At 67.9% G+C, this 24,759-nt stretch carries 19 protein-coding genes; 7 read left to right on the top strand and 12 right to left on the bottom strand.

Annotated features, from left to right (window positions below):
* Positions 1 to 35 precede the first annotated feature (35 nt).
* Entirely contained in the window at positions 36 to 641 is a 606-nt protein-coding gene (locus tag ACPEH8_RS00755; protein WP_037591213.1) for an HD-GYP domain-containing protein, read from the top strand.
* Between the two features lie 68 nt (positions 642 to 709).
* On the opposite strand, the gene ACPEH8_RS00750 is transcribed toward ACPEH8_RS00755, so the two are convergent.
* From ACPEH8_RS00750 to ACPEH8_RS00740, 3 genes are all read right to left on the bottom strand, one after another.
* Complete coding sequence (locus tag ACPEH8_RS00750; RefSeq protein ID WP_136004348.1) at positions 710 to 2,809, bottom strand: M13 family metallopeptidase; 2,100 nt, start codon at positions 2,807 to 2,809, stop codon at positions 710 to 712.
* Positions 2,810 to 3,050: 241 nt separating this feature from the next.
* The gene (gene gpmA, locus ACPEH8_RS00745) at positions 3,051 to 3,800 is read right to left on the bottom strand and encodes a 2,3-diphosphoglycerate-dependent phosphoglycerate mutase (protein WP_017356036.1); all 750 of its coding nucleotides are present in this window, start codon (positions 3,798 to 3,800) and stop codon (positions 3,051 to 3,053) included.
* Positions 3,801 to 3,878: 78 nt separating this feature from the next.
* A complete protein-coding gene (locus tag ACPEH8_RS00740) occupies positions 3,879 to 4,952 on the bottom strand; it encodes a cation diffusion facilitator family transporter (RefSeq protein ID WP_423665812.1) in 1,074 nt (357 codons plus the stop codon).
* Between the two features lie 148 nt (positions 4,953 to 5,100).
* Between ACPEH8_RS00740 and ACPEH8_RS00735 the strand changes: the two genes are divergently transcribed.
* A complete protein-coding gene (locus ACPEH8_RS00735) occupies positions 5,101 to 6,525 on the top strand; it encodes a GGDEF domain-containing protein (protein WP_423665810.1) in 1,425 nt (474 codons plus the stop codon).
* Between the two features lie 7 nt (positions 6,526 to 6,532).
* Here the strand turns inward: ACPEH8_RS00735 and ACPEH8_RS00730 are convergent, their stop codons facing one another.
* The 4 genes from ACPEH8_RS00730 to ACPEH8_RS00715 all read right to left on the bottom strand — a co-directional run bounded on the left by ACPEH8_RS00730 (position 6,533) and on the right by ACPEH8_RS00715 (position 11,990).
* A complete protein-coding gene (locus ACPEH8_RS00730) occupies positions 6,533 to 6,727 on the bottom strand; it encodes a hypothetical protein (protein WP_136004354.1) in 195 nt (64 codons plus the stop codon).
* Between the two features lie 209 nt (positions 6,728 to 6,936).
* Positions 6,937 to 8,646: a LeoA/HP0731 family dynamin-like GTPase gene (locus ACPEH8_RS00725; RefSeq protein WP_423665808.1), complete on the bottom strand. Its 1,710-nt coding sequence runs from the start codon at positions 8,644 to 8,646 to the stop codon at positions 6,937 to 6,939.
* Positions 8,646 to 10,844: a hypothetical protein gene (locus ACPEH8_RS00720; protein ID WP_423665806.1), complete on the bottom strand. Its 2,199-nt coding sequence runs from the start codon at positions 10,842 to 10,844 to the stop codon at positions 8,646 to 8,648. The genes ACPEH8_RS00725 and ACPEH8_RS00720 overlap by 1 nt, the downstream gene beginning before the upstream one ends.
* Before the next feature lie 78 nt (positions 10,845 to 10,922).
* Complete coding sequence (locus tag ACPEH8_RS00715; RefSeq protein WP_423665804.1) at positions 10,923 to 11,990, bottom strand: helix-turn-helix transcriptional regulator; 1,068 nt, start codon at positions 11,988 to 11,990, stop codon at positions 10,923 to 10,925.
* Between the two features lie 264 nt (positions 11,991 to 12,254).
* On the opposite strand from ACPEH8_RS00715, the gene ACPEH8_RS00710 reads away from it, so the two are divergent.
* From ACPEH8_RS00710 to ACPEH8_RS00695, 4 genes are all read left to right on the top strand, one after another.
* A complete protein-coding gene (locus tag ACPEH8_RS00710) occupies positions 12,255 to 13,388 on the top strand; it encodes a metallophosphoesterase (protein ID WP_423665802.1) in 1,134 nt (377 codons plus the stop codon).
* A gap of 77 nt (positions 13,389 to 13,465) precedes the next feature.
* Complete coding sequence (locus ACPEH8_RS00705) at positions 13,466 to 13,852, top strand: BlaI/MecI/CopY family transcriptional regulator (RefSeq protein WP_017356044.1); 387 nt, start codon at positions 13,466 to 13,468, stop codon at positions 13,850 to 13,852.
* Positions 13,849 to 15,330 carry a M23/M56 family metallopeptidase gene (locus tag ACPEH8_RS00700; protein WP_153164458.1) on the top strand — a complete coding sequence of 494 codons (1,482 nt, stop codon included), beginning with the start codon at positions 13,849 to 13,851 and terminating at the stop codon, positions 15,328 to 15,330. Before ACPEH8_RS00705 ends, ACPEH8_RS00700 begins: the two co-directional genes overlap by 4 nt.
* 120 nt (positions 15,331 to 15,450) lie before the next feature.
* A complete protein-coding gene (locus tag ACPEH8_RS00695; protein ID WP_423665800.1) occupies positions 15,451 to 17,616 on the top strand; it encodes a TonB-dependent receptor plug domain-containing protein in 2,166 nt (721 codons plus the stop codon).
* A gap of 13 nt (positions 17,617 to 17,629) precedes the next feature.
* Here ACPEH8_RS00695 and ACPEH8_RS00690 read toward each other — a convergent pair whose 3' ends face one another.
* Both ACPEH8_RS00690 and ACPEH8_RS00685 read right to left on the bottom strand, forming a co-directional pair.
* Complete coding sequence (locus ACPEH8_RS00690) at positions 17,630 to 18,763, bottom strand: fatty acid desaturase family protein (protein WP_017356047.1); 1,134 nt, start codon at positions 18,761 to 18,763, stop codon at positions 17,630 to 17,632.
* Positions 18,764 to 18,765: 2 nt separating this feature from the next.
* Positions 18,766 to 19,842: a ferredoxin reductase gene (locus ACPEH8_RS00685; RefSeq protein ID WP_168355621.1), complete on the bottom strand. Its 1,077-nt coding sequence runs from the start codon at positions 19,840 to 19,842 to the stop codon at positions 18,766 to 18,768.
* Positions 19,843 to 19,934: 92 nt separating this feature from the next.
* On the opposite strand from ACPEH8_RS00685, the gene fabR reads away from it, so the two are divergent.
* Positions 19,935 to 20,597: an HTH-type transcriptional repressor FabR gene (gene fabR, locus ACPEH8_RS00680; RefSeq protein WP_017356049.1), complete on the top strand. Its 663-nt coding sequence runs from the start codon at positions 19,935 to 19,937 to the stop codon at positions 20,595 to 20,597.
* 13 nt (positions 20,598 to 20,610) lie between these two features.
* Here fabR and ACPEH8_RS00675 read toward each other — a convergent pair whose 3' ends face one another.
* The 3 genes from ACPEH8_RS00675 to ACPEH8_RS00665 all read right to left on the bottom strand — a co-directional run bounded on the left by ACPEH8_RS00675 (position 20,611) and on the right by ACPEH8_RS00665 (position 24,624).
* Positions 20,611 to 21,999 carry a hypothetical protein gene (locus tag ACPEH8_RS00675; RefSeq protein ID WP_423665798.1) on the bottom strand — a complete coding sequence of 463 codons (1,389 nt, stop codon included), beginning with the start codon at positions 21,997 to 21,999 and terminating at the stop codon, positions 20,611 to 20,613.
* A 117-nt stretch (positions 22,000 to 22,116) separates the two neighbouring features.
* Positions 22,117 to 22,482 (bottom strand): glycine zipper 2TM domain-containing protein, encoded by a 366-nt coding sequence (locus ACPEH8_RS00670; RefSeq protein WP_017356051.1) that lies wholly within the window; start codon positions 22,480 to 22,482, stop codon positions 22,117 to 22,119.
* Between the two features lie 156 nt (positions 22,483 to 22,638).
* Positions 22,639 to 24,624 (bottom strand): oleate hydratase, encoded by a 1,986-nt coding sequence (locus tag ACPEH8_RS00665; protein WP_017356052.1) that lies wholly within the window; start codon positions 24,622 to 24,624, stop codon positions 22,639 to 22,641.
* Between the last annotated feature and the right edge of the window lie 135 nt (positions 24,625 to 24,759).

The raw sequence follows: 24,759 nt of genomic DNA, 5'->3' as shown, positions 1-24,759 counted from the left end.
CCACGCAGGTGGCCGGGACCCTTGAAGTTGTGACCGTGACCGATCCCCTCCCCCGTCCCACCGATCCCCCCCTCGCCTGCTCCATCGACGCGCTGTCGATGTCGCTGCAGATGCGCGACCCCTATACCCGTTTCCACTGCGACCGCGTCGGCACGATGTGCGAGCAGCTGGGACGCTACTGCGACCTCGATGCAACCGACCTGTCGCACCTGGCCCTTGCCGCGCGCTTCCACGACATCGGCAAGATCGGCATTCCCGACAATGTCCTGCTGCATCCGGCACGCCTGGACGACGATCAGCGCGCGATCATGCGCACGCACCCCGAGCGCGGCGAACGCATCTTCGCCGCTACCGGCCGCGCCGATGCCCAGGCGGTGGCACGCCTGATCCGCGGCCACCATGAGGCCTACGATGGCAGCGGCTACCCCGATGGCCTGCGTGGCAGCGACATTCCGCTGGCCGCCCGCGTCCTCACCGTCGTCGACGCCTGGGATGCCATGACCAGTGAGCGGCCCTACCGCGATGCGATGGAGCGCAGCCGCGTCATGTTCCTGCTGGAGGACGCTTCCGGCGGCATGATCGATCCACAGGTCCTGGGTGCGTTCCAACACCTGCTGCGCCGCGAACCGGGCCTGGGCTGAGTCCCTGCGGTCGGCCCACAAAAAACCCGGCAATTGCCGGGTTTTCTGTGTGCATCAACCGCGCGCGATCACCAGATCACGACACGCTTGTCGTCGGCACGCACCATGCCGTCGCCGGCCTTACACGCGAATGCCTGCGCATAGGCGGGCATGTTCGACGGCGCGCCGTTGGCACGGAAGTTTGCCGGCGCGTGCGGATCGGTGTTCAGGCGCACGCGCAGCTCGCCTTCGGTGAAGTTGCGGCGCCACACGGTAGCCCAGTTCATGAAGAAGCGCTGGTCCTGGGTATAGCCGTCGACCGGCACGTTCACCTTCGGGTCTTCCTTCAACGCCATCTGCAGCGCGTCATAGGCCACGGTCAGGCCACCCAGGTCACCGATGTTCTCGCCCAGGGTCAGCTTGCCCTTCACATTCACGCCCGGCAGCGATTCATAGCCGTCGAACTGCGCAACCAGCTGGTCGGTCCGCTGGGTGAAAGCACTGCGGTCGGTGTCGGTCCACCAGTTGTCGAAGTTGCCGTTGGCGGCGAACTGGCTGCCCGAATCGTCGTAACCGTGCATCATCTCGTGGCCGATCACCGCACCGATGCCGCCGTAGTTCAGCGCCGGATCGGCCTTGGCGTCGAAGAACGGCGCCTGCAGGATCGCTGCGGGGAACACGATCTCGTTCTTGGTCGGGTTGTAGTAGGCGTTGACGGTCTGCGGCGTCATGCCCCACTCGGTCTTGTCGACCGGCTTGCCGATCTTGGCCAGCATGAAGCGGTAGTTGAACGCACGCGCGGCCTGCATGTTGGCCAGGTAGCTGTCGCCGTTGGTCTCCAGGCCCGACCAGTCACGCCACTTGTCCGGGTAGCCGATCTTCGGCGTGAAGCTGGCCCACTTCTCCAGCGCCTTCTTGCGGGTGTCTTCGCTCATCCACTCCAGCTTCTCCAGACGCGCCTTCAGCGCGACCGAGAGGTTCTCCACCAGGTGCTGCATCGCCACCTTGGATTCGGCCGGGAACACGGCATCGACGTACAGCTGGCCCAGGCCTTCGCCGATGGCGCCATTGACCGATTCCAGCACGCGCTTCCAGCGCGGCTGCATTTCCTTCTGGCCACGCAGGGTGGTGCCGTAGAAGTCGAAGTTGGCCTTCTCGAAGGCGCTGCTCAGGTACGGCGCAGCGTCATCGATGGTGTGGAAGCGCAGGTAGGCCTGCCAGGTGGCGGCCGGCACGTCGGCCAGCATCTTGTCCACTTCGCCGAAGAAGGCCGGCTGGGCCAGCGAGAACTTCTGCGCGGCCGGCACCTTCAGGGTGTCGAACAGTGCGGTCCAGCTGAAGTTCGGGGTCAGCTTGTCGGCCTCGGCGGCGCTCATCGGGTTGTAGCGCTTGGACGGGTCACGCAGCTCGATGCGCGACAGCGAGGCCTTGGCCAGACGGGTTTCGAAGTCCAGCACGGCCTTGGCCTGGGTCTTGGCCTGCTCGGCATCGACGCCGGACAGCGTCAGCACCTGGGCGATGTAGGCCACGTAGGCGTCGCGGATCTTGGCCTGCGCATCGTCGACGTAATAGCCCTTTTCCGGCAGCCCCAGGCCGCCCTGGCCGACGTAGGCGATGACGTTGGCCGAATCCTTGTAGTCCGCATTGCCGAACAGCGAGAACAGCACGCCCTGGCCCTGCGCCTGGCTGTCGCGCAGATACTGGGCGATGGTGGCGGTGTCCTTCAGCGCCGCGATCTTGTCCAGCTGCGGCTGCAGCGGCGCGATGCCGGCAGCTTCGATCTTCGCCTCGTCCGAACCGGTCTTCCAGATGTCGCCGATCTTGGCTTCCACCGAACCGGCCTTGGCCTGGCTGGCGGCCGCCTGCTGGACCAGCGCGTGCTGCACTTCCAGCGAGCGCTCGCGCAGGATTTCGAAGCTGCCCCAGGTGGTCTGGTCGTTGGGCACCGGGTTGGCCTTGAGCCACTTGCTGTTGACGAACCCGTTGAGGTCCGTGCAGGCCGCGATGGTCGGGTCCAGGTCGGCGCTGTTGAGGGAGATCAGCGCGGTCTTGATCTGCGACTGGTCGAAGGCCGGCCTGGCAGCGGCATCGGCCGTGGCCGCAGGGGTGGGTTCAGTCTTGCCGCACGACGCCAGCGACGCGGCGATGGCGAGGGTCAGGCCCAGCGGGACCAGTTTGGACAACTTCATTCGACTCTCCGGCTACGGATGGATGCAACGCCCGGATGGCGGGCAATCACGGAGCGTAGCGCGGGAGGGGAAGCTCGGGACCGGCCAAAGGTCACCCCCCTGCCACGGGGGGTGCGGGGCAGCCTCCCCCTGGCGGTGGGTGCGGGGCGTCGGTCCGCACGGGTCTGCCCACATGGGGCGCCAACGGCAGCCGGGCAGCGCCCGGCTTTGCCTGGCGCGACCTGCCGCGGGTGGAGGGGCGCTACTTCGCCTTGCCCTGATTGGCCACGGCCTCGGCGGCCCTGCGTGCCGCTTCCGGGTCGCCCAGGTAGCGGAACGACTGCACGGTGAGGTCGTCGTTGAGCTCGAACAGCAGCGGGATACCGGTCGGGATGTTGAGTTCCAGGATGGCTTCCTGCGACACATTGTTGAGGTACTTGTACAGCGCGCGCAGCGAGTTGCCATGCGCGGTGACCAGCACGGTCTTGCCATCCTTGAGCTGCGGAGCGATCGAATCGAACCAGTACGGCAGCACGCGGTCCAGCGTGGTCGCCAGCGATTCAGTGCCCGGCAGCGCATTGCGGTCCAGACCGGCGTAACGGCGGTCGTGGATCGGGTGGCCCGGGTCTTCGCGGTCCATTGCCGGCGGGGGGATGTCGTAGGAACGGCGCCAGATCTTGACCTGGTCCTCGCCATGCTTCGCGGCGGTCTCGGCCTTGTCCAGGCCCTGCAGGCCGCCGTAGTGACGCTCGTTCAGGCGCCAGCTCTTGCTGACCGGCAGCCAGTCCTGGTCCAGCTCGGCCAGTGCCCCCTGCAGGGTGTGGATGGCGCGCTTGAGCACCGAGGTGTGCGCCACATCGAACTGCAGGCCTTCCTCGCGCATCAGACGACCGGCGGCGGCGGCCTCACGGCGCCCCTGCTCGGTCAGCTCCACGTCCACCCAGCCGGTGAAGCGGTTGTCCAGGTTCCACTGGCTCTGGCCGTGGCGCAACAGTACGAGTTTCCGGGTCACTGCAGTATCTCCGACAGATGGCAAGGCAGGCGGGCATTGTAGCGGCAAGCCCGCCCGGCCCGCCTGCGTACGCCACGGTCAGGGGTGCGGATGGCCGTGATGGCCCTGCGCGTCCGGGCCGCTGCGGCGGCGCTCGCCCGTGCCGCCGTGAACATGCGTACCGTGGTCGTGGTCGTGGTCGTGGTCGTGGTCGTGGTCGTGATCGTGGCCGTGGCCGTGGCCGTGGCCGACATGATCGTCTGCATGGGCCGGCCGCGGCGCGCCCACACTGCAGGCATCGCCGCAGTGGTCGGCCTCGATCTGCAGCGTCACATGGTCGATGCCGAAGCGTTCGTGCAGCGTCGCGCCCAGGTCGCGCCGCAGCCGGTCCGGGTCCACGCCGGTGCCCATCACCACGTGCGCGGTCAGCGCCGGCGTGCTTGAGGCCAGCGCCCACACATGCAGGTCGTGCACATCCACCACACCGTCGTGGCTGCACAGCGCGGTGCGCACCGCTGCCACGTCCATGCCCTTGGGCACGCCTTCCAGCAGCACGTTGATCGCCTCGCGCATCAGCACCCAGGTGCGTGGCAGCACCCACAGCCCGATCAGTACCGCCAGGATCGGATCGATCGGCCTCCAGCCGGTCCACTGGATCAGCAGCGCCCCCAGGATCACCGCCACCGAGCCGAGCATATCGGCCCAGACTTCCAGGTAGGCTCCCTTCACATTGAGACTCTCGCCGCTGCCGGCACGCAGCAGGCGCATCGAAATCAGGTTGATGACCAGGCCGAACGCGGCGATCACCAGCATGCCGGTGGAGGCGATCTCCTGTGGCGCGCGGAACCGCTCGATCGCCTCGTACAGGATGTAGCCGGCCACCACGAACAGCATGCCGCCGTTGATCATCGCGCCCAGCGCTTCCAGCCGCGCATAGCCATAGGTGCGCTTGGCATCGGGCGGGCGCCGGCTGAGCCGCACGGCCACCAGCGCGATCATCAGCGCCAGGGTATCGGTGGCCATGTGCGCCGCATCGGACAGCAGTGCCAGGCTGTTGGTCCAGAAGGCGCCCGCCACCTCGACCAGCAGGAAGGTGGTGGTCAACCCGAGCGCCCACCACAACGGTTTCTCGTGGCGGATCTCGCTGGGCAGGTGATCGTGATCGTGGGCCATGACAGTACCTCCGGAACAAGGAGCGCAGGTTAAGCAGGGCGTGCGGCGGAGACTATTACACTTGTGCCGGCGTTCATTCTGTAACTTCATTACAGCCGCGCACGGCCGCTAACGTTCGACGGCCTGTGTGGCGGGAAGAGCAATCATCGTGGATAACGTTCCAAACCTGGACGAGGCCAGCCGACCGCTGGCCGATGCCTGGCAACATACCCTGCAGTCCACCGGCGCGGCGGCCGCGTCGCTGCTGTGCGCCCTGGCCGCCGATTCGCCGCCGGAGCTGGCCCACCACTTCTACGACGTACTGCTGGAGGACCCGCGCGCCAGCCGCTTCCTGTCGCACGACCAGGTCCGCCTGCGCCTGAAACCGGCCATGCAGCGCTGGCTGTGCCAGCTGCTCACCGCGACCCCGGCCAGTATCCCGGCGCTGGTGGCGGCGCAGCGCGTGATCGGCGATGTGCACGCGCGCGTGGGCATTCCGGTGGATCTGGTCACGCGCGGCGCGCGGGTGCTCAAACAGCGCCTGTTCGAGCGCATCGTGGCGCAGGCACCCAGCAGTGCGGTGGCGTTCGAGGCAATCGCCTGTCTGAGCGCCTCGGTCGACATCGCGCTGGAAGGCATGACGCTGGCGTACACGCATGCGCGCGAGCGCTCCTCGCGCACCGATGCAGCCTACCGCCTGTTCTCACTGGTACAGAACGTCAGCACCGAACGCGAGCGCCAGCGTGCGCTGCTGCTCGACTGGGAAAACGCGCTGCTCTACGCGATTGCCAGCCAGGCCAGCGACGCCGACACCGTCGACCTGGCGCACTCCGAGTTCGGCCTGTGGTTCACCCACAAGGGCATTCCCAGCTTCGGCGAAAGCAGCGAGACCGCGCAGGTCGGTGCCCTGATCGCCACGGTGGATGCGCAGTTGCGTGCCGCCCAGGCGCATGCCGACGTGGGCGCGCGCTTCGCCGCCCTGCAGGGCATCCGCGAGCAGCTGGCGCGCATACGGACGCTGATGAGCATGCTCTTCGAACGCATCGGCGAGCTGGATGCGGGCAGCGATGCGTTGACCAACCTGCTCAACCGGCGCTTCCTGCCGACCGTGCTGCGCCGGGAAATCGAGCTGGCCAACAGCACCCACACGCCGTTCTCGGTACTGCTGCTGGATCTGGACCATTTCAAGGCGATCGACGACGCGCATGGCCATGACGGCGGCGACCGCGCCCTGCAGCACGTCGCCGCCCTGCTCGGCCAGCTCACCCGCGGCAGCGACTACCTGTTCCGCTACGGCGGCGAGGAGTTCGTGGTGGTGCTGGTGGCTGCCACGGCGGCACAGGCCGAGGTGATCGCAGAAAACCTGCGCAAGCACATCGCACAGACGCCGGCGCAGCTCGCCAACGGGCAGCCGCTGGCACTCACGGCCAGCATCGGCGTGGCCGCGCATGAGGGTCACCCGGACTACGAACGGTTGATGGCCCGCGCCGACGCCGCCATGTACCAGGCCAAGAAGCGCGGCCGCAACCAGGTCGTGCTGGCCAGCGACGACCTGCCCGAGCCGCCCGGCAGACGCGGTCTGCAGCGCGGCTGAGGGGGCATCACTGCGCTCGACGGCGCAGCCAGCGCGACAGCAGGCTGCGCCAGTCGCCGCCGAAGGAAATGACGGCCGACGCGCAGCGGGGACAGCGGCGGACAACGTCCACGCCTCCCAGCAGGCAGTCACTGCGCGGGCGGACCCAGCGGAACCAGCGGCACGCGGGGCAGAGGTACATGCGGGCGGGAGGACGGATCATGTGAGTGCCGCTGTGGGGCGGTCAGTCGGCCGCCGCTTCATCGCGCACCCGCTCGATCAACGCCTGGGTCTTTGCGATCACCACCCACAAACCGACCAGGGCAAGGGCATTCTTCAGCATGGCACTTCCTTTACAGCGTTGGAGGAGCCTGTATCGTGGCCCGGTGGCGCGACGATCTGCGTCGCAGCGCCACCGGCCCGCTTGACGCCTCAGTGGGGCAGCCGCTTGAGCTCGGCGTCGAGCGCGAGCGCTTCCTCGTTCCAGGCCTGGAACTGCTGGCGACGCTCCTTCACCACGGCCGTTTCGGCCTGCATGGCCTGTGCGCGGGCCTCCAGCGCCTGGTAGTCCGGGAACAGACTGGGCACGGCCTGCTCGCTCTGCAGCATCGTCAGCAGGTCCGCGCGCTGGTCCTCGAACGAGGTCACCATCGTTGCGATGAGCGTCTGGAAGGCTTTCTCGCGCTGGGCTTCGTTCCAGCTGTCCCAGATTTCCATCGCGGCGCCCACGAACACCAGCGCGCCGTTGGCCGCCTTGGCGAACTTGACCGCTCCCCAGGGCTTGAACTTGAGCGCCTTGCCCACGCCGTCCATGCCCAGCGCTTTGGCTGCCCCCACGATGCCATCGCGGGCGGCCAGTACCGAGCCGTTGTTGATCAGATTGCCCTTCAGGACGTACTGCAGGCCCTGCTTGCCCATGTCGCGCATCACCGCATTGATGTGGTTGACCTCGGTATCCACGTCGAGCTGGACCTTGGCCATCTGCAGGTTGACACCCTTCACGCGCTGCTCGAACTCGTTCTGCAGGCGGGTGGACAGCATGATGCCGTCGGCGCCGATCTCGCGCTCGTAGAAGTCGGTGAAGGTCTGGCGGTCCACGCCCTTGGCCTGCAGGATCAGCCCGGCGAAAAAGTCGGCAACGAAACCCCGCAGCTCGACCAGCGTCTCGGTGACATCGCCCCTGGCCTGGACAAGCTGCTGGTTCATGCGCTCGGACAGCGCTTCGGCGCGCTGCAGCTTCTCGGCGATGCGCGCATCGTTCTGCCGGGCAACCGGAAGCTGCTTGTCCAGCACATCGCGGATCACGCTGCGGCGGGCCTCTTCCACCAGCGCCACCGCCCCGCCACTGCGTGCGATGCGCTGCCGGGTTTCCTGCTGCAGCACCCCGATGCGCGACAGCCGATGGTAGGTGTCCAGCTGTGACAGCCAATGCGGCAATCCCATGTCGAAGGGGTTGGCCGCCACTGCCACAATCGACAGGTCGGCTCGCTCGGCCGCGTCCAGTGCGAGCAGGTCGGTCAGGCGTCCGGCGACGTTGTCGCGTTTGATCGCCAATGCCGCCTGGTAGCTCTGCTCGTCCTCCACGTCGGCCACGTCATCGAAGCGACTCAGCACGAACACCGTGCGCGGCAACAGGTCGAGGGTGCGGAACAGCCATATCAGCTCGTCGCGGTGGCTTTCCTTGACCGGATTGACCGGGTTCATCACGTACAGCACCAGATGCGCCTGGCTGACGTAGCGCCGGGTGATGTCCTTGTACTTCTCGACCTCGTGGGTGTCGGCACTGATCCGGTCCTTGAAGCCGAACAGCCCCGGCGTGTCGATCAGCGTGAAGTCGTCGCCCACGTCATAGACCTTCACCTCGTTGGAGGACTCCTGGTGGCTGATCTTCATGCTCGCCTCGTCGAGCTGCTCCAGCCACGCCGCCGCGATGGAGGTCTTGCCTTCGGAGAACCCACCGATCAGGGCGACCTTGAGCTTCTCGCCCGCGATGCCGTCGCGCACGGCCACGAGCTTGTCGATCAACGACGGCTCCAGCGTGATGCCCAGCGCGCTGCCGCGCTCGAGGAACTGGATCAACTTGCCCAACACATCACTGGCCTGGGACTGCTGCGCCTTGAAGGCGCTCAATGTGGTTTCCATCAAAGGGTTCCTTGTGCGTGGATCCGGGAGGAGAGCTGCTGCAGGTTGCGGGTGGATGTGATCAGCACCTGGTTGAGATGATCGACCTGCTCGACCGGCGCGCGCAGGGATGCCTGGATACCGGCAACCACGGCATCCAGCTCGGCGAAGGCCTCGTTCAGCCCGTCCTCAAGACGACGTTTGAGCTGATCGGCCGCGCTGGCGATGTTCTCGTCGACCGTCTTGCGCTGCTGCGTCTGGCGGAACTCGCTGCTCAGGAACCCACGGATCGCCTTGTAAGCCGAGAACGCCAGCGTCAGCGCGGACGGGATCATCAGCAGCCAGCCCGCCGGGGTCCAGAGCAGCACAGCACCGCCGATCAGCGTGGCGATGAGGCTGCCGATCTGGATCCCATGATCGATGTTGATCTTCAGGTTGATGCGGCTGTCCAGGCCGCCCACGGCCATGCCGCGGCACGCGTCGAGCAGCTCCTCCGCCTGCTGCCGGAACGTCTCGATGATCGAGGCGATCTCCTGTTCGAGGCGGTCGCGCTGTGCGGCCATCGCAACGCCGACATCTTCCACGAGCTGCTGGGCTTCGCGCGCCATGCAGTCCTCCAGCGTACGGGTGAACGCCTCATTGCCGTGGTCGCCCTCGATGTAGGCGTACATATGCTCGCGTACGCGCACGGTGTAGCGGGCAATGCAGGACCGCCCCTTGTCGCGCAGCCGCGCCCGCATCGACTTCACCGCAAGGCCGATCTGGCGCACGGCGCCGTCGGCGTCCTCGGCCAGACTGCTGGACAGCGGCTGGAACCGCTCCTGCTGCAGCGTGGCGATGCTCGCCGCAACCGTGTCCACCACCTCGCGCGCTTTGTTGAAATTGGAACGCTGGATCTTGGCCTTGCAGTCGTCCACCAGCTCCGTGGTCAGGAAGGTCTGGAACGCGGTGAAACCGCTGCGCAGCAGCAGTTCATCGGCCGTCATCCGGTCCAGGAACTTGCGTTGGGTGCGTGCGATGTCCGAGCCGGGCACCAGGTGCCGTGCGTTTGCCAGGAAGGCAGGATGCGCGCTGACCGTGCGGCTGCCGCGGTACTGGTCAACCAGCACGCTGGCCACGCGCCCGTCGAGGTCGGCCAGGCTGGCCGCCTCGTCCTCGCTGGTGAGCCGGGCGGCCTGCAGCTGCATCGGGTTGGTCACGCGCTTGTTGTACAGCGTCCAGACTTCGGTCTGCGGCCCCAGATGGCGTGCGATCTTCTCCAGCGTACCCGGCCGCCCGGCCTCGCCCTTCTGCGGTGCGGTCGGCTTGCCGGTGACGTAGAACACGGCGTGGGCGGTCTGTACCGCACTGTCGATGTGGTCGTGCACCTTGGCCTCGTCGCCTTCGATGCCTGGCACGTCCAGCAGCACGAACGAGTGGCCGTTGGCTTCGAAGGCGAAGCGCCCGGTGGCGACGGTGAAGTCCGAGCGCCCATCGCCGATGATGCCGCCGTCCGCGTAGTCGGTCAGTTGCTGCAGCGCTTCGCGCTGGCGCATCTGCCGCTGCTCGTCTTCCAGCAGCTGCTGCCGCACCTGGGCCATCCGCGCCTGCTGCGACTGGCGCGCCGCCTCGCGCTCGGCGTTCACATCTGCCAGCCGACGCTGGGCGTCGTGCAGCCGGGTGTCCTTCGGGGTCCGACGAAGGACCGCCAGCAGGCGTATCCACCACGACGACGCAGGCGCCGAGGTCGCTTCGGCCTGCAAGGTGGCGATGTCATCCAGCAGCGCGGTCTGGCGCGAATCGTACTGGATCATGGCCGTCTCCTGCCCGGCCTGCAGCGCCGCGAGTGCATCGCGCGCCTCGTCGATGCGTCCCTCCAGTGCGGCGATGTCCGCCTCACCCAGCCCGTGCTCGCGCTGGAGCTGCTCGAACGCCTGCTGTGCATCGCGTTTGCTGGTTTCGCCGAGCGCGATGCGCAGCGCTTCGATGAGCGTGGACTTGCCGGCGTTGGTCTCGCCGTAGAAGGCGATGGTGAAGGCATCCCATTCCGCATTGCGGTCCAGCGCCTGCACCTGCTCATCGATGCGCTGGCGGAAATCGGCCAGCAGCGCCACGGCGGCGCGGGTATGCGCCTCAAGCTGCGGGTGGGCGGACGGGACATCGAAGCGGGTGAGAATGTCTTCGACGTCGCGCGCAACATGCCGGTAGATATCCGTCGGCGAGTTCAGGTCGGTGGTCACGTGACTGTCCATTTTCATGCGTTGCTGAAGAATCGGGAAAGAAGTGGCAGGGCGCGGACATGCGCGGCAACCGCCGGATCAGCCGGGGACGTCATCCGAACACGCGGCTGCGACAAGCTGCGCCGCAGCGTCGGGCGACAGCCCCTGCAAGGCGCTGCGCAGGTGCTGCAGGCGCAGCGCATCGGCGAGCGCGGTCGGGGCCAGCACGCGCACGGAAGGCCCCAGGCCCATCAACCACCAGCGCAGCTGCGAGGTGTCTTCAACGTCGGCATGCAGGTGGAATCCGCCGGTGGCGGCGTCATGGGCCAGTTCCTGGTCGATCGCCAGGGCTGCCTCGCCGAGGTGCTGGCCGAGCGCGGCATCGACCCACAGCGACAACGCGATCCGCCCGTGCCGTTCGAAGCCCGCCGCCACCTGCGGCAGCGCGGACGCCAGGGCGGCAGCGTCGCCACTGTCGGCATCGGCGTCCAGCCGCACGGCGGCAGCGATGCGATGCAGCGCCAGCATGCTGCGCGTGGATCTGCCGTCGATGCGCGCGACCAGGTACGTGATCGGGCCGCGCAGCACGATGCCCAGCGGATGCAGTACATGCGTGCGGGCCTGGGCGCGGCCACGCGCGAGGTAGTCCACCTGCAGCTGTTGCCCGCCGTACAGCGCCTGGTGAACCGCGAGCAGGACCTGATCGTCGATGCGCGGCGGAATCAACGGCTGGTTGGCATCCACGCGCGCCACACGGGCATCCCAGCGCGCAGTCGCGCTGCGGCCGAGTCCCTTGGCGAGGGTGCGCTCGGCCTGCTGGAACAGTGGCTCCAGCTCGCGCCACTGGTGCAGCGGCAACAGATCACGCAGGTGGCCGCGGGCAGTGAGCAGCACCACCGCCTGGATGGCCGACATGCCCGGCAGCGAGAACGCCTTTGCATCGCGCTGCCAGCTCCAGCCGAAGGGCCGCTCGCGCTCGTCGCATTCCAGCGGGAACACCGCCGACAGTGCCTGCAGGTCACGTTCGACCGACCGTTTGGTGATCGGGTAGTCCGACGCCAGGCGGTCGGCGAGTTCGCCGGCGGTAATCCGCTGGGGTGCGGGCGGCAGCATGTTCAGCAGGGCCCACTGGCGGGCCAACGTTCCCTTCGCGTCCTTTCTCAACATCTGCTCCGCTTCATCCTGAAGATCCGTGGCCCATCGACCACAGCTGCCATCTCGCCCTGACCACCGCCCACTGCCGTGCGCAGGTCACCGCATTGCTATCGGCAGCAGCAGACCGATATTTAGCCTGCGCTGCGTGCAGCAGGCAAGCCAGCCGATCGTGGCGTGCGGCAAGGCATGCCGCCGCATGATGCGTGGTCCGCGGCGGCGGGGCGGCGTAGCATCGCCGGGCGCGGCGCGTCTGCCCGCACCTGCAAGGAGTCCCCGATGTCCACCCGTTCCGTCCTGTCCTGCGGCGTCCTGCGCGGACTGCGCGTCATGCTGCTGCTGGTGCCGCTCGCTGCGACCGCGCGCGAGGTACCGCCGCCCGCCGACCACGTGGACGCCGATGGCCCGTACGTGTTCACCACCGCAACGGGCCTGGAGGCGCAGTGGGTGTGCAACGACCACGTGGTGCGCCGCACCCTGCCCGCCCGCCGCGCGGGTACCGTGATCGCACCGGAATGCGGTTACGCCCATCCCCTCACCGTGGTACCCGCGCAGACCGCCGCTGCGGCGCGGCTGCCGGCCACGCCGCGCATCGTCGCGCTGTCGGACATCCACGGCCAGTACGACCTGCTGGTCAGGCTGCTGCACGCCCATCGTGTGATCGATGCGGCAGACCGCTGGTCGCTCGGCGATGCCACGCTGGTGGTCGCCGGCGACGTCTTCGATCGCGGGCCGCAGGTGACGGAAGCCTTCTGGCTGCTCTACAGCCTGCAGGAGCAGGCACGCGAGGCCGGCGGTGCCGTGCATTTCGTGCTCGGCAACCACGAGACGATGGTGCTCTACGACGACCTGCGCTACGTCAACCCGAAATACCTGCGCAGCGCCGCGCTGCTTGGTCGATCCTATCCCGCGCTGTACGGGGCCGACAGCACGCTCGGCCAGTGGCTGCGCACCCGCCCGGCGCTGCTGCAGATCGGCGACACCCTGTTCCTGCACGGTGGCATCGCGCCGGAGAATCTGGACCTGGTGCGCGACATGGCCACCACCAATGCCACCTACCAGGCGTCGCTCGGCCTGCCCCGCGACCAGGTCAAAGCCGCGCCGGACAGCGCGCGCCTGTTTGATGGCAAGACCAGTCCGATCTGGTACCGCGGCTACTTCGATGGCCGCCTGGATACCGATCAGGTCCAGGCGCTGCTCACGCAGCTGGACCTGGCGCGCATCGTGGTGGGCCACACATCGATGCCGCACGTGAGCAGCTTCCACGGCGACCGCATCATCGCCATCGACAGCAGCATCAAGGACGGCGAGAACGGCGAACTGCTGTTCATCGAGAAGGGGGTGCTCAGCCGGGGCCTGCTCGACGGCCGCCGGGTGCCGCTGGCTGAAGGCACCCTTGCCGTGGACGACTGAGCGTCGGCAGCGGGCCTTGCATGGCGTGCGACAGTTGTCGCACACTTGCGACATCACTCCCGGATGCCGTGACCGACATGTCCCGACTGCCAACGCCGTCCAATGCCGAGCTGGAACTGCTCAAGTGCCTGTGGCGCAGTGGCGCCTGCAGTGCCCGTGAACTGCACAACGGCGTCTCCGCCACCCTGGCGTGGTCCTATTCGTCCACGCGCAAAACGCTGGAGCGCATGGTCGACAAGGGCCTGGTCGCCGAAGTCGCCGAGCATGGCCTGAACGTCTATCGGGCCAGGGCCAGCAAGGTCGCCACCCTGGCGGCGCTCAGCGCCGACTTCGCCCGACGTGTGCTTGAGATCGACGGCGCACTCCCGGTGCAGGCGTTCGCCGACAGCCGCCTGCTCAGCGACGCCGAACTGACCCAGTTGGAGGCACTGCTGCGCGATCCCGACCAGGATCTGCAGCCATGAGTCTGTCTGCGCTGTCGCCGTGGGTTCTGCACCTGTCCGGCAGCCTGCTCGGAGCCGGTCTGGCCTGGGCACTGGGCATCGCGCTGCACCGCCTGCTGCGGCTCTCCACTGCCACGCCGCGCTATTGGCTCGGGATCTGGCTGCTTGCGGTGGTGCCACCGTTGCTGGCCGTCGCGCTGGCCACTGCCGCCCCCATGCAGCTCGCCGCCCTGCCCGCGCCGCTGTCCCTGCCGATTGCGCTGGACGAAGGAGCCGCTGGCGGCACCACGATCCCGGCGCCGATGGCCGGGCTCGGATGGCCGTCGCTGACCCACGTGGCCTTGGCCGCCTATCTTGGCGTGGCCACCGTGCTGCTGCTGCGCCTGCTCGGCGGCATGCGCAGCGCCGCACGGATCGTGCGCCTTGCCACGCCGGTCGCAGACAGTGCATGGCCCGGCAGGCTCAGTGGCGACACGGCACGGCAGTTGGCCGACAAGGGGATTGCACTGCGGGTCACCGGTCAGGCCATGACCCCCTTCGCCGTGCGCTGGCCGCATCCCACCGTGGTCATGCCCGCCGATGCGCTGCTGCGCTTCAACGACCGCCAGCTGCGCCTGGTCCTGCGCCACGAGGCCGCGCACCTGTCGCGTCGCGACCCGCAGCGGGCCGCTGTCATGGCGGTGACCGGCGCGCTGTTGTGGTTCAACCCCTTCGTGCGGCTGATCGCCGCGCGCGTGCAGATGGCCGTCGAACTGCACTGCGATGCCGAGGCGCTGCAGGGCGACGACGACGCCCGACGCGATTTCGCCAGCGCCTACCTCCAGGCACTGCGCATGGCCGGGCATGGCGGCGCGCCCACTGCGCTCAACGCGCTGACCCACCGTGAGGTGGCCGGCCACCGCCTGCGCATCCTGCACATGCTGCAGGGCGATGGTGCGCGCCGGTTGCCGCGCGCTGCATGCGCCCTGCTCGGTGCCGGCGCGCTCGCGGCGGGTGCCATGCTCACCCTGGCCCAGGCCGTTGCAGCCACCACACCGGCACAGATCGTCGCCGTGGCCGGGATTCGCACCACCACGGCAACAGGCGGTGCACTGCGCATTCCACCGCCGCTGCGGTTTGCCGCGCCATTGGCCCAGGCCAGGATCACCGGCCAGTTCGGCGATACCGGCGGTATCCGCCAGCGCGCGCATCGCGGCACCGACTTCAGCGCCCGCGTCGGAACGCCCGTGCTGGCGCCCGCTGACGGCACCGTGCTCATCGCCACCGATGCGTATCCCGAGGGACCGCAGTACGGCACGGTCGTGGTACTCGATCACGGCAACGGTTGGCAGACGCTGTTCGCCCACCTCGATGCCACTGACGTGCAGGCTGGCCAACGGGTGCGCGGCGGCCAGCAGATTGCCCGCAGCGGCAGCAGCGGACGGGTCACCGGTCCGCACCTGCATATGGAGATGCTGCGTCACGGCGAACGCGTCGACCCCCAGCACCACTTGAACTGACCGCCCGCCACACCTCGCCGTTCGATCCACCGTTGCCGTTCGTTTTCGCCTTCCTGGCCGCAGGAGGGGTGGGTATTGCCCATCGCATGCCTGCGCCAGCCCACTGCACGGACCTCGCGCATGCCCCGTTCCGCCCTGTACCCGCTCGCCCTGATGCTGCCGCTGTACGCCGTCGTTCCCGCCGCTGCACAGCCCGCGCCGTCCACGTCCCCACCCACCACGCTGGACACCGTGCAGGTGCAGGCCGCGTCCTACGACGCACGCCGCGACGATACCGTCACGCGCATCGTGATCGGTGCGCAGGAGCTGCGGCAGTACGGCGACCCTGCGCTGATCGATGCGCTCAAGCGCCTGCCGGGCATCAGCGTCGTGCCGGGCGCACCGGGGCGTGCGGGCACGGTTTCCCTGCGCGGACTGGGCAACGGCTACACCCAGATCCTGATCAACGGCCAGCGCGCGCCATTGGGATTCGATCTGGACGCACTCACTCCGGCGATGGTCGAACGCATCGAGATCCTCCGCGCTCCCACTGCCGACCTGCGCGGCGAAGCGATCGCCGGCACGCTCAACATTGTGCTGGTGGCCGACGCACGCAAGGACGCCGCATCGCTGACCGCCGCGTGGGGCGTGTCCAACGGCCGCAGCACGCCCTCGTTGACCTGGCAGCGCAGCCGCAATGGCCGTGATCGCAGCAGCACGGTGACCGCCACCGCATCGCGCCGGGCGTTCCAGGTTGACGAACGCACCACCGAAACCGGTCACGACAATGCCGGTGGCACCACGATGCTGCGCGACAGCCGGTTGCAGGCCCGTGGCGCACGCGAAGCCGTGTCGCTGGCACCGAGCCTGGACCTGCGCCTGGGCAACGGGGATTCACTGACGCTGCAGGCACTGGCCGACGCCAGCCGCTTCCACCGCGCGGTCGACATCGACTGGAACACCCTGTTGGGCCCTCCCCTGCAGCACGACCATTACCGGCAGCGGACGGAGATCGACGTTGCCCAGCTCGGCGGCAGCGCCACCTGGACGCACGGCCTGGCTGCTGGCGGCAGCTTCGTCGGCAAACTGGCCGTGGGCGGCAATCGCGAGCGCTACCGCTATCGCGAGCAGGGCTACGACACGGTGGGTACACAGAACCTGGACGACCACACCGACGCCCGTCTGCGCGTGCACAACATCAACAGCACCGGCAAGTACGCGCTGCCCGCCCACGGACGGCACACTGTGGAACTCGGGTGGGAAGCCAGCGTGGACGGACGTGATGAAACGCGCCTGCAGCGGCTGCTGCCGATCGGCGGCACCCCCGGCAGCGCCAGTGACCTTGCCTTCGATGCCCGGGTACGCCGGCTTGCACTCTACGGCCAGGACGAGATGCAGCTCAGCCCCCGCTGGTCGCTGTACCTCGGCCTGCGCTGGGAGCATATCGACACGCGCAGCGTCGGCAGTGGCTTTGCCGCGGTCCAGCAACGCGACCACGTGCTGTCGCCCGTGCTGCAGTCCCTGTGGAAGGTGCCGGGCCGGGACGACCAGCTGCGGGTGGCAGTGAGCCGCACCTACAAGTCGCCGACGCTCGCCTCATTGATTCCACGCCCGTACACCTCGACCAACAACCGCCCGTTGAATCCGGACGAGCAGGGCAACCCCGCCCTGCGTCCGGAGCTGGCCACCGGGGTGGACATCGCCTACGAGATCCAGGGCAGGGAGGGCACCCAGCTAAGTCTGGGCGCCTATGCGCGCCGCATCAGCAACGTGGTGCGCACCGAGACGACGTTGATCGATGGACGCTGGGTCGCATCGCCCCGCAATGGCGGCAATGCCACCAGCACGGGCCTGGAGATGGATGCGCAGCTCGCACTGGCACGCTGGATCGACGCCGCACCGGAGGTCACGCTGCGCGCCAATGCCACCCGCAACTGGTCGCAGGTGCAGGACGTGCCAGGGCCGGACAACCGGCTGGACAAACAACTGCGCTTCACCGGCACGGTGGGCGCCGACTACCGGCTCAACACGCGCTGGACCACCGGGATCACCTACACCTGGCGCAATGGCGGCCCCACGCGGATCACCGCCGGGCAGATCGACACGACCGCTGATGGACGCGAACTGGACCTGTACGTGCTGTGGACGCTGTCGACGCGCAGCAAGCTGCGTCTGAGCGCCAACAATCTGCTGCAGCGCGACCTGGTGTCCGGGCAGGAGCTGCGGGACGCGCTGGGCCGGCAAACGCTGGAACGGCGGCGCAGCGGTGTCCCGCTGTGGCGGGTGCAGTGGGAACGGCAGCTCTGACCGGCCGCGCCGCTCAGCCGGGCTGCGTGCTGCCCTGCCCTACCGGCGCCAGTGCCGGCGCGCGCGACGGTCGGCTCGGGAAGGCGTGGCGCACGATCCGCCACATCACCTGGCCGAACTGCCGGGGCAGCGAGCCGGTGTTGTAGTGCTGGCCGTAGCGCGCGCAGATCCGCTTCACCTCCACGGCAATGGCGGCATAACGGTTGGCCGGGATATCCGGGTAGAAGTGGTGCTCGATCTGGTGGCTGAGATTGCCCGACATCAGGTTCATCAGCTTGCCGCCGGTCAGGTTGGACGAGCCGCGGAGCTGGCGCAGGTACCAGTGGCCGCGCGTCTCATCGCGCACGCATTCCTTCGGGAAGGTTTCGGCATCGGCGGTGAAGTGGCCGCAGAAGATGATCACGTACGTCCACACGTTGCGGATCAGGTTGGCCGCCACATTGCCGAGCAGCACCGGCAGGAAGAACGGGCCAGCCAGTGCCGGGAACAGCAGGTAGTCCTTGAACATCTGCCGGCCCATCTTGCGGCCGACCGGACGGAACTGTGCACGCAGCTGCTTGAAGGTCATCTTGCCGGCGAACCAGCGGCCCAGTCGCAGGTCCTGGATGGCGATGCCCCATTCGAACAGCAGCGCGAACACCACCGCCACCACTGGCTGGAGCAGGAAGAACGGGCGCCAGCGCTGCTCGGGGAAGATGCGCAGCAGGCCGTAGCCGATGTCGTCGTCAAGCCCGCGCACGTTGGTATAGGTGTGGTGGCGGAAGTTGTGGGTCTTGCGCCAGTTGTCGGCGGTGCCGACGATGTCCCATTCGTAGGTGCTGCCCTGCAGCTGCGGATCACCCATCCAGTCGTACTGGCCGTGGATGACGTTGTGCGCCAGCTCCATGTTCTCCAGGATCTTGGACAGTGCCAGCAGCACCACGCCGGCGATCCACGCCGGAATCAGCACGCTGTGCACGAAGGCGCCCAGGAACAGCAGGGCGCGGCCGGCCACGCCGGTCCAGCGCACCCCGGCCACCACGCGGCGGATGTAGCGCGCATCGGCAGCGCCCAGCGTCGCCAGCTGGCGCGCGCGCAGCGCGTCGAGTTCAGCGCCGAAAGACTGCAGTTCGGCGGCGGAGAGTACGCGGTTGTTGACGGATGACATGCTTACAGCTCCAGGATCAGGTCGGTGCTGGCGCTGTTCACGCACAGCTTCACTTGCGTGGCCGGTTCGGCCGCGTACTCGCCGGTGAGGGTGTGCCGGGTCACGCCGGACGCCTTGCCGCATACGCAGGTATTGCAGATGCCCATGCGGCAGCCGCTGGCCGGGCGCAGCCCCTCCGCTTCCAGCGCCTGCAGCAGCGACGTGCCGCGCGGCAGCGCCAGGGTGCGTCCGCTGCGTCGCAGTTCGACCTGTACCAGACCGGTTTCGGCATCGGGCAGGACCGGCGGACTGAACGCTTCCACCTGCAGCGCGGCGACCTGCGATTGCAGGCGTGCACGCGCGGTGTCGACGAAGCCACCGGGTCCGCACACCAGCACGCGGGCGCTGGCCAGATCGCCCAGCGCATCGAACGCGTAGGCATCCACGCGCGGGGCCGGGGCCTGCGCATCGCGGGTGGGCAGGTAGTGCACGCGCAGGCGGGGATGGCGCGCGGCCATCGCGTCCAGTTCGTCGACGAAACACAGCGCCTCGCGCTGGCGTGCCCAGTACAGCAGGTCCACCTGCGCAGGCATGCCGGCCGCATCGAGCTGGCGCAGCAGCGCGCGCATCGGTGTGATGCCGCTGCCGGCGGCCAGCAGCAGCAGGCGTTGATCGGCCTGCGGAGGCAGGGTCATCCCGCCGAACGCCTGGCCCAGCTCGAACACCTCGCCCAGGGGCGCGCCGCTCGCCAGGTGCTGGCTGACACGGCCACCGTCGATCGCCTTTACGGTGATCGCCAGCGTGCCATCGGCCAGCCGCGTGGGGCTGTAGCTGCGGGTCAGGCGGCGGCCGTCGACCTCCACGCCCAGATTGACGTGCTGGCCGGCGGCCATCCCGCGGAAATGGCGGTTCGGCTTCAGGATCAGGGTGACCGCGTCGGCACTGGCCGCCTCACGGGCGACCAGCCGGGCGCGCGGGCGGCGCAGCGTCCACAGCGGATGCAGGCCACCGGCCCAGAAGTCAAACAACGCCTCGGGCACCCAGTGGCGGGGCGACAGCGGGGTGCGGCGGCGGGAATCAGGACGAAGGCGTGCGCTCATACAGGCACTATACGGCCGAGCATACGCCTGTGTATACACTTGTATATCCGTGGGACCGGCTATGATTCAGCGACGTGACCACCCTGCCCCCGATGACCTCCCCAGACCTGCCCCCGACCGTGGTCGACGATGCCCACCACGGGCGCAAATCCTCGATCACCCGCGACGACCTGCTGGCCGCCGCCCTGGCCCTGATCGGCCCGCATCGCAGCGTCTCCACGTTGAGCCTGCGCGAAGTGGCGCGCGAAGCCGGGATCGCACCGAATTCGTTCTACCGCCAGTTCCGCGACATGGACGAACTGACCGTCGCCCTGATCGACCTGGCCGGGCGATCACTGCGCACCATCATCGGCGAGGCGCGCCAGCGCGCGGCCTCATCCGAACGCAGCGTGATCCGGCTGTCGGTGGAGACCTTCATCGAACAGCTGCGCGCCGACGACAAGCTGCTGCATGTGCTGCTGCGCGAAGGCAGCGCCGGCTCGGATGCGTTCAAGCAGGCGGTGGACCGCGAGCTGAACTATTTTGAAGACGAACTCCGGGTCGACCTGATCCGGCTGGCCGCCGCCGACGGCGCGGTGCTGCATGAGCCGGCGCTGGCGTCCAAGGCGATTACCCGCCTGGTGTTCGCGATGGGGGCCACGGCGGTGGACCAGCCTCCGGAGAAGGACCCCGAGCTGATCGAACAACTGGCGCAGATGGTGCGGATGATCATCACCGGTGCCCGCACCATCGCCGGCAATCCGCCGACGCGCTGAGTACCGCCAGCCGTCAGCGCTTGTCGTCGGGCGCATACCAGAACGGAATGCGGTACTCGCGGCGACGCTCGCGTCCACGCTTCCCGCCGTCCGCATTCCAGACCAGCAGCAGGTCATGGCGTCCCGGCGACAACCCCTCCAGCGGCAGGTAGCCGGCCAGGCCGCGCATCTCCAGATCACGCCGCTCGATGGGCAGGAAGCCGTCGAGCGGCACCGGCGTGCCGTCCAGGCTCACCTGCCAGACCTTCGCCAGGCAGGCAACGGCACGGCTCGCCGCCTCCGGGCCGGCAGCCGTATTGCCGCCATCGGGCAGCGTACACAGGCGCTGCGCCAGTGCGTTCTCGCGTTTTGGCTGGTGCGGAATGAACAGCCGCAGCCGGCTGCCCTGGATCACGTCGGCCGGGATCATCGGATAGCGCAGCAGGCGATCGTGCTCGGTACGCAGCGATTCGTAGTGGGCACTGAGCATGCCCTGCTCGACCGCCGCTTCGGTGACCAGCGAATAGCGGTCCAGCAGCGAAAAGCGCATCGACCCCACGGCCTGCACCCCGCCGATCACCATCGCGACCATCACCGCGCCCATATACAGCCACATGAAGTGCCGGGCGCGCTGGTTGCTCTGCAGCATCAACTGTACCGGCAGCAGCATCCGCATCGGCACAAACCACTGATTGAGCGCCAATACACGGTGTGTTGCCCGCTCCAGTCGCGGGCTCGCTTCGCCGCGCGCGTGCCGCCTGGCGACCGCTTTGTCCATTATTCCTGCGCCGAGGCCCAGCATCACCGGTACGCCCGTGAGCACAGCGAGGATCGCCAATGCCACCTCATCCGAATGGGGGAACAGCGCACCGATACCCGCCGAGACCGTGATCGCCAGTATCGACATCAGCCCGATGACGGCCATCGTCAGGGCGAACAGGAGCGTGGTCGAGAACAGCGTCGACGCGGCGCGGTCGGCATTGGTGATGGCCTGGTCCAGGCCGACTACCCGTGCCTGGTAGAACCCGCGCGCGGTACGACCCAGAAAGGGAATGTGATCCCAACGGATACCGTCGGGGAAATTGCTTTTCAGCCCGATCAGGCCGACCCAGTAACCACGGATGGCCAGGTGCGCGATCAGGGCTATCGCCAGCACGTAGCACAGGCCAACGCTGGTGCTGAAGCCGAACCAGAGCGCCTGCCAGTAGATGCCGTCGGTGTGCACCTCGCTGACCGCCCAGGCATCGAAAATGCGCCCCGGCACCGCCAGCAGTGCGAAGGCGAGCAGGCCGGAGATGAACATTTCCAGTTCGTCGGTCCGCTCGCGCAGGCGGGCAAAACGACCGTGGGAATCGGCGTCTGCACCGGGTACGTCGGGGGTACTGCCAGGGTCGAGCGCGTCGCTCACAGGCGGATCGTCCATGCGGTTTGGCGGAGTATACGGGGGCTGCCGCCACATTCGGCAAGGTCCGGACACGACGACGCCGGCCCGGGGCCGGCGTCGCATTGCTGCTCGTGAACGATACGGAGGCTGCGGGGATCAGCGGTAGACGCGCTCGCAGCGACGTTCGACCACGCGGTTGCCGGACTCCTGCTGATGCCGGCCCTGCACGTTGCGGCCAACCGCACCGCCAGCCACCGCGCCTGCCACCGTCGCCACCTTCTTGCCATTGCCGCCGCCGACCTGGTTGCCCAGCAGGCCGCCGACAATGGCGCCGGTGGCGGTACCGGTGATCCGGTTGGGGTCCTTCGCGTTGCGCTGGACTTCCACGTTCTTGCACACCACCTTGCTGCCGTCATTGAAACGGCGTCCTTCGTCCTTCGGTCCGTAGGTCTGAGCCGTGGCGGCAAAGGACGATGCCAGCAGCGCGCCTACGCACAACAGATGGGAGAGGGTCGGTTTCATGTCGGCTCCTTGTGTCAGCTCGTGGCGCCAGTGTCCGCGTCGGGACGGCTGCAGGCCGTGAAATGGTGTGGATGCGGCGTCAAGGCGCTGCCGTTGGTTCAGCCTGCAGCGGGGCGGCGGCGACGCCACGCCGCCCTGCCGCACGCCGCCCCGCGCTCAGGGCGCGCGCCGCCTGCCCAGCGTTTCGCCAAGCCGATCCAGCCGTGCAGACAGGTCCTTCAGCACCACGCTGCCCTTGCCTGACAACCAAGACAGCTCCTCTTCAAGGAAGGCCTCCCGGCCCTTTTCAGGCTGTGGCAGCGGCGGCAGGATGTGGGCGTAATAACTGTTGCCGAGCAGACGGTGCAGCAGCCGTTCGCCGGGGAACGGCGCGTTGTTGTTCAACGCCCGTGCCGCTTTGATCAGATTGCGGATGTCGTACTGGGTCGGGCTCAGGTCCGGTACCTGCTTGCGCAGCCCGAGCAGGGTGTACACCGCCACACGCGCGGTGCGGATCGAGCTTTCCATCGTGAAGATCACATCGTTGCGCGTTTCCACGAACTGGCCGAGCAGGCCCAGGTTGGTGCAGCCGGCCGGTACCACGTGCGGACGGTCGCCAGCGGCACGCGGCATGAACTGCGCGGTGATGTACGGCATCAACGCCAGCCGCACCCTGGTCGCGGCGGCCACCGCATCGATCTGGTCGCCGATGCCCAGGTGGTGGCACAGTTCGGCCAGCACCTCGCGTCCGGTACACGCCGGCATCGGCTTTTTGATGTGGTTGCCGTCCTGATCCATCAACAGGGCATAGACCCATACCACCAGCACGTCCTTGGGCTGGTCCACGAAATGCGGCTGGCGGTTGACGGTGAAGCTGAGCACCCAGTTGGAATCGGTGATGGTGATGACCCCACCGGTCACGGTGCGCCCGGAGTACGGATCGTTGACCGACAACGTGCGGATCTTGTCCACCAGCGGCGAGGGGCGGCAGGTCAACGTGGCCGACTCCCACATCGAGCGGTCCACGTCGCCGTAGAACTTCTCCGGCTTGCCGAAGATCGGCGACTGCCGCGCGAGATTGCGCCACAGCGCCCAGTCACTGTCCTCGCCCGGGTCCCGGCGGTCGCGCGCCAGCGGCGGCACGGTGTCCATGTCGCCGTACGCCGTGCCTTCGGTCATCGAACCGGTGAGCGCGAACACCAGGTCGCCCGCCGCAACCGGCAGCGTGGTCTCGTTGCCGGCCACCCGGCAGCGCAGCGCGGTGACGGTGCGTGACTGCCCGTCCACCGCCATCTCCAGGTCGTGGACGCGGGTATCGAACTGCACGTTGACGCCCTGCGCGCGCAGCATCCGCGACAGCGGCACCACAAAACTCTCGTATTGGTTGTACTTGGGGAACACCAGCGCGGACATGTCGTTCAGACCGTCGATGGCATCCAGGAACCGATGCATGTACAGCTTCATCTCGAGCAGGCTCTGCCAGTTCTCGAAGGCGAACATCGAGCGCCAGAAGAACCAGAAGTTGCTCTGCAGAAAGCCTTCGCTGAAGTAGTCCTCGATGGTGACGTCGTCCAGGTCTTCCTTGCGCTTGAGCAGCAGCTTGACCAGCTCCCATTGCTGGCCGCGGCTCAACCCGAACGTGGCGAAATCCTTGACCTTGCCCTGCTGGTGCAGCAGCCGCGCCTTGGACCAGTTCGGATCGTTGTCGTTGACGGCGCGGTACTCGTCGAGCACGCTGAAGCCGGCCGGCAGTTCGAGTGCCGGCACATCCTGGAACAGGTCCCAGAAATTGTCGTAGTTCCAGTTCATCTCGCGGCCGCCGCGGATCAGGTAGCCCTGCTCGGCATCCCCCGCGCCATCCAGCGAACCGCCTTCGATCTCCAGGCTGTCCAGCAGCGTGATGTTGGCCGGCGGCATGCCGCCGTCGCGGATCAGGTAGAACGCCGCCGCCAACCCGGCGATGCCGGTGCCGATGATGTAGGCCTTGCGCTGCGCCACGTCCTCCGGCGGCAGCGGCCGGTTGCGCATGTAGGCCCCCATCATGTCCGGCGGTGGCAGTGTGTTCTCCGGCCGGTTGGACCAGTAGCCGCCGGTGCTGTCCGGCTCGTGCTCGAAGGCCGGCGTGGCCCCTGCGTTGCGTCCCGGTGCGGTGGGCTGGCTCATGGCACTGCTCCTGTAGGGATGGAAATAGCGTGCACCGTCCATGTTACGCAGCGGCGTCGGCCACGCCTTGATCCGCATCAAAGACCCCGGCTTCACGCGGCGCGCACTATCTTTTGCCAGACTTTTTACGCAGGG

The sequence above is a fragment of the Stenotrophomonas sp. NPDC077461 genome, assembly GCF_049545475.1.
Lineage (GTDB): Bacteria > Pseudomonadota > Gammaproteobacteria > Xanthomonadales > Xanthomonadaceae > Stenotrophomonas > Stenotrophomonas nematodicola.
This window is presented reverse-complemented; position numbering and strand designations above follow the sequence as displayed.

Bases quoted from the DNA above. Each gene is read 5' to 3' on its own strand.
- ACPEH8_RS00725 (WP_423665808.1), bottom strand. From the start codon at position 8,646: ATGGAAACCACATTGAGCGCCTTCAAGGCGCAGCAGTCCCAGGCCAGT.
- ACPEH8_RS00690 (WP_017356047.1), bottom strand. From the start codon at position 18,763: ATGTCATCCGTCAACAACCGCGTACTCTCCGCCGCCGAACTGCAGTCT.
- ACPEH8_RS00705 (WP_017356044.1), top strand. From the start codon at position 13,466: ATGTCCCGACTGCCAACGCCGTCCAATGCCGAGCTGGAACTGCTCAAG.
- ACPEH8_RS00685 (WP_168355621.1), bottom strand. From the start codon at position 19,842: ATGAGCGCACGCCTTCGTCCTGATTCCCGCCGCCGCACCCCGCTGTCG.
- ACPEH8_RS00665 (WP_017356052.1), bottom strand. From the start codon at position 24,624: ATGAGCCAGCCCACCGCACCGGGACGCAACGCAGGGGCCACGCCGGCC.
- ACPEH8_RS00675 (WP_423665798.1), bottom strand. From the start codon at position 21,999: ATGGACGATCCGCCTGTGAGCGACGCGCTCGACCCTGGCAGTACCCCC.
- ACPEH8_RS00670 (WP_017356051.1), bottom strand. From the start codon at position 22,482: ATGAAACCGACCCTCTCCCATCTGTTGTGCGTAGGCGCGCTGCTGGCA.
- ACPEH8_RS00700 (WP_153164458.1), top strand. From the start codon at position 13,849: ATGAGTCTGTCTGCGCTGTCGCCGTGGGTTCTGCACCTGTCCGGCAGC.
- fabR (WP_017356049.1), top strand. From the start codon at position 19,935: ATGACCTCCCCAGACCTGCCCCCGACCGTGGTCGACGATGCCCACCAC.
- ACPEH8_RS00740 (WP_423665812.1), bottom strand. From the start codon at position 4,952: ATGGCCCACGATCACGATCACCTGCCCAGCGAGATCCGCCACGAGAAA.
- ACPEH8_RS00750 (WP_136004348.1), bottom strand. From the start codon at position 2,809: ATGAAGTTGTCCAAACTGGTCCCGCTGGGCCTGACCCTCGCCATCGCC.
- ACPEH8_RS00710 (WP_423665802.1), top strand. From the start codon at position 12,255: ATGTCCACCCGTTCCGTCCTGTCCTGCGGCGTCCTGCGCGGACTGCGC.
- ACPEH8_RS00715 (WP_423665804.1), bottom strand. From the start codon at position 11,990: ATGTTGAGAAAGGACGCGAAGGGAACGTTGGCCCGCCAGTGGGCCCTG.
- ACPEH8_RS00695 (WP_423665800.1), top strand. From the start codon at position 15,451: ATGCCCCGTTCCGCCCTGTACCCGCTCGCCCTGATGCTGCCGCTGTAC.
- ACPEH8_RS00730 (WP_136004354.1), bottom strand. From the start codon at position 6,727: ATGATCCGTCCTCCCGCCCGCATGTACCTCTGCCCCGCGTGCCGCTGG.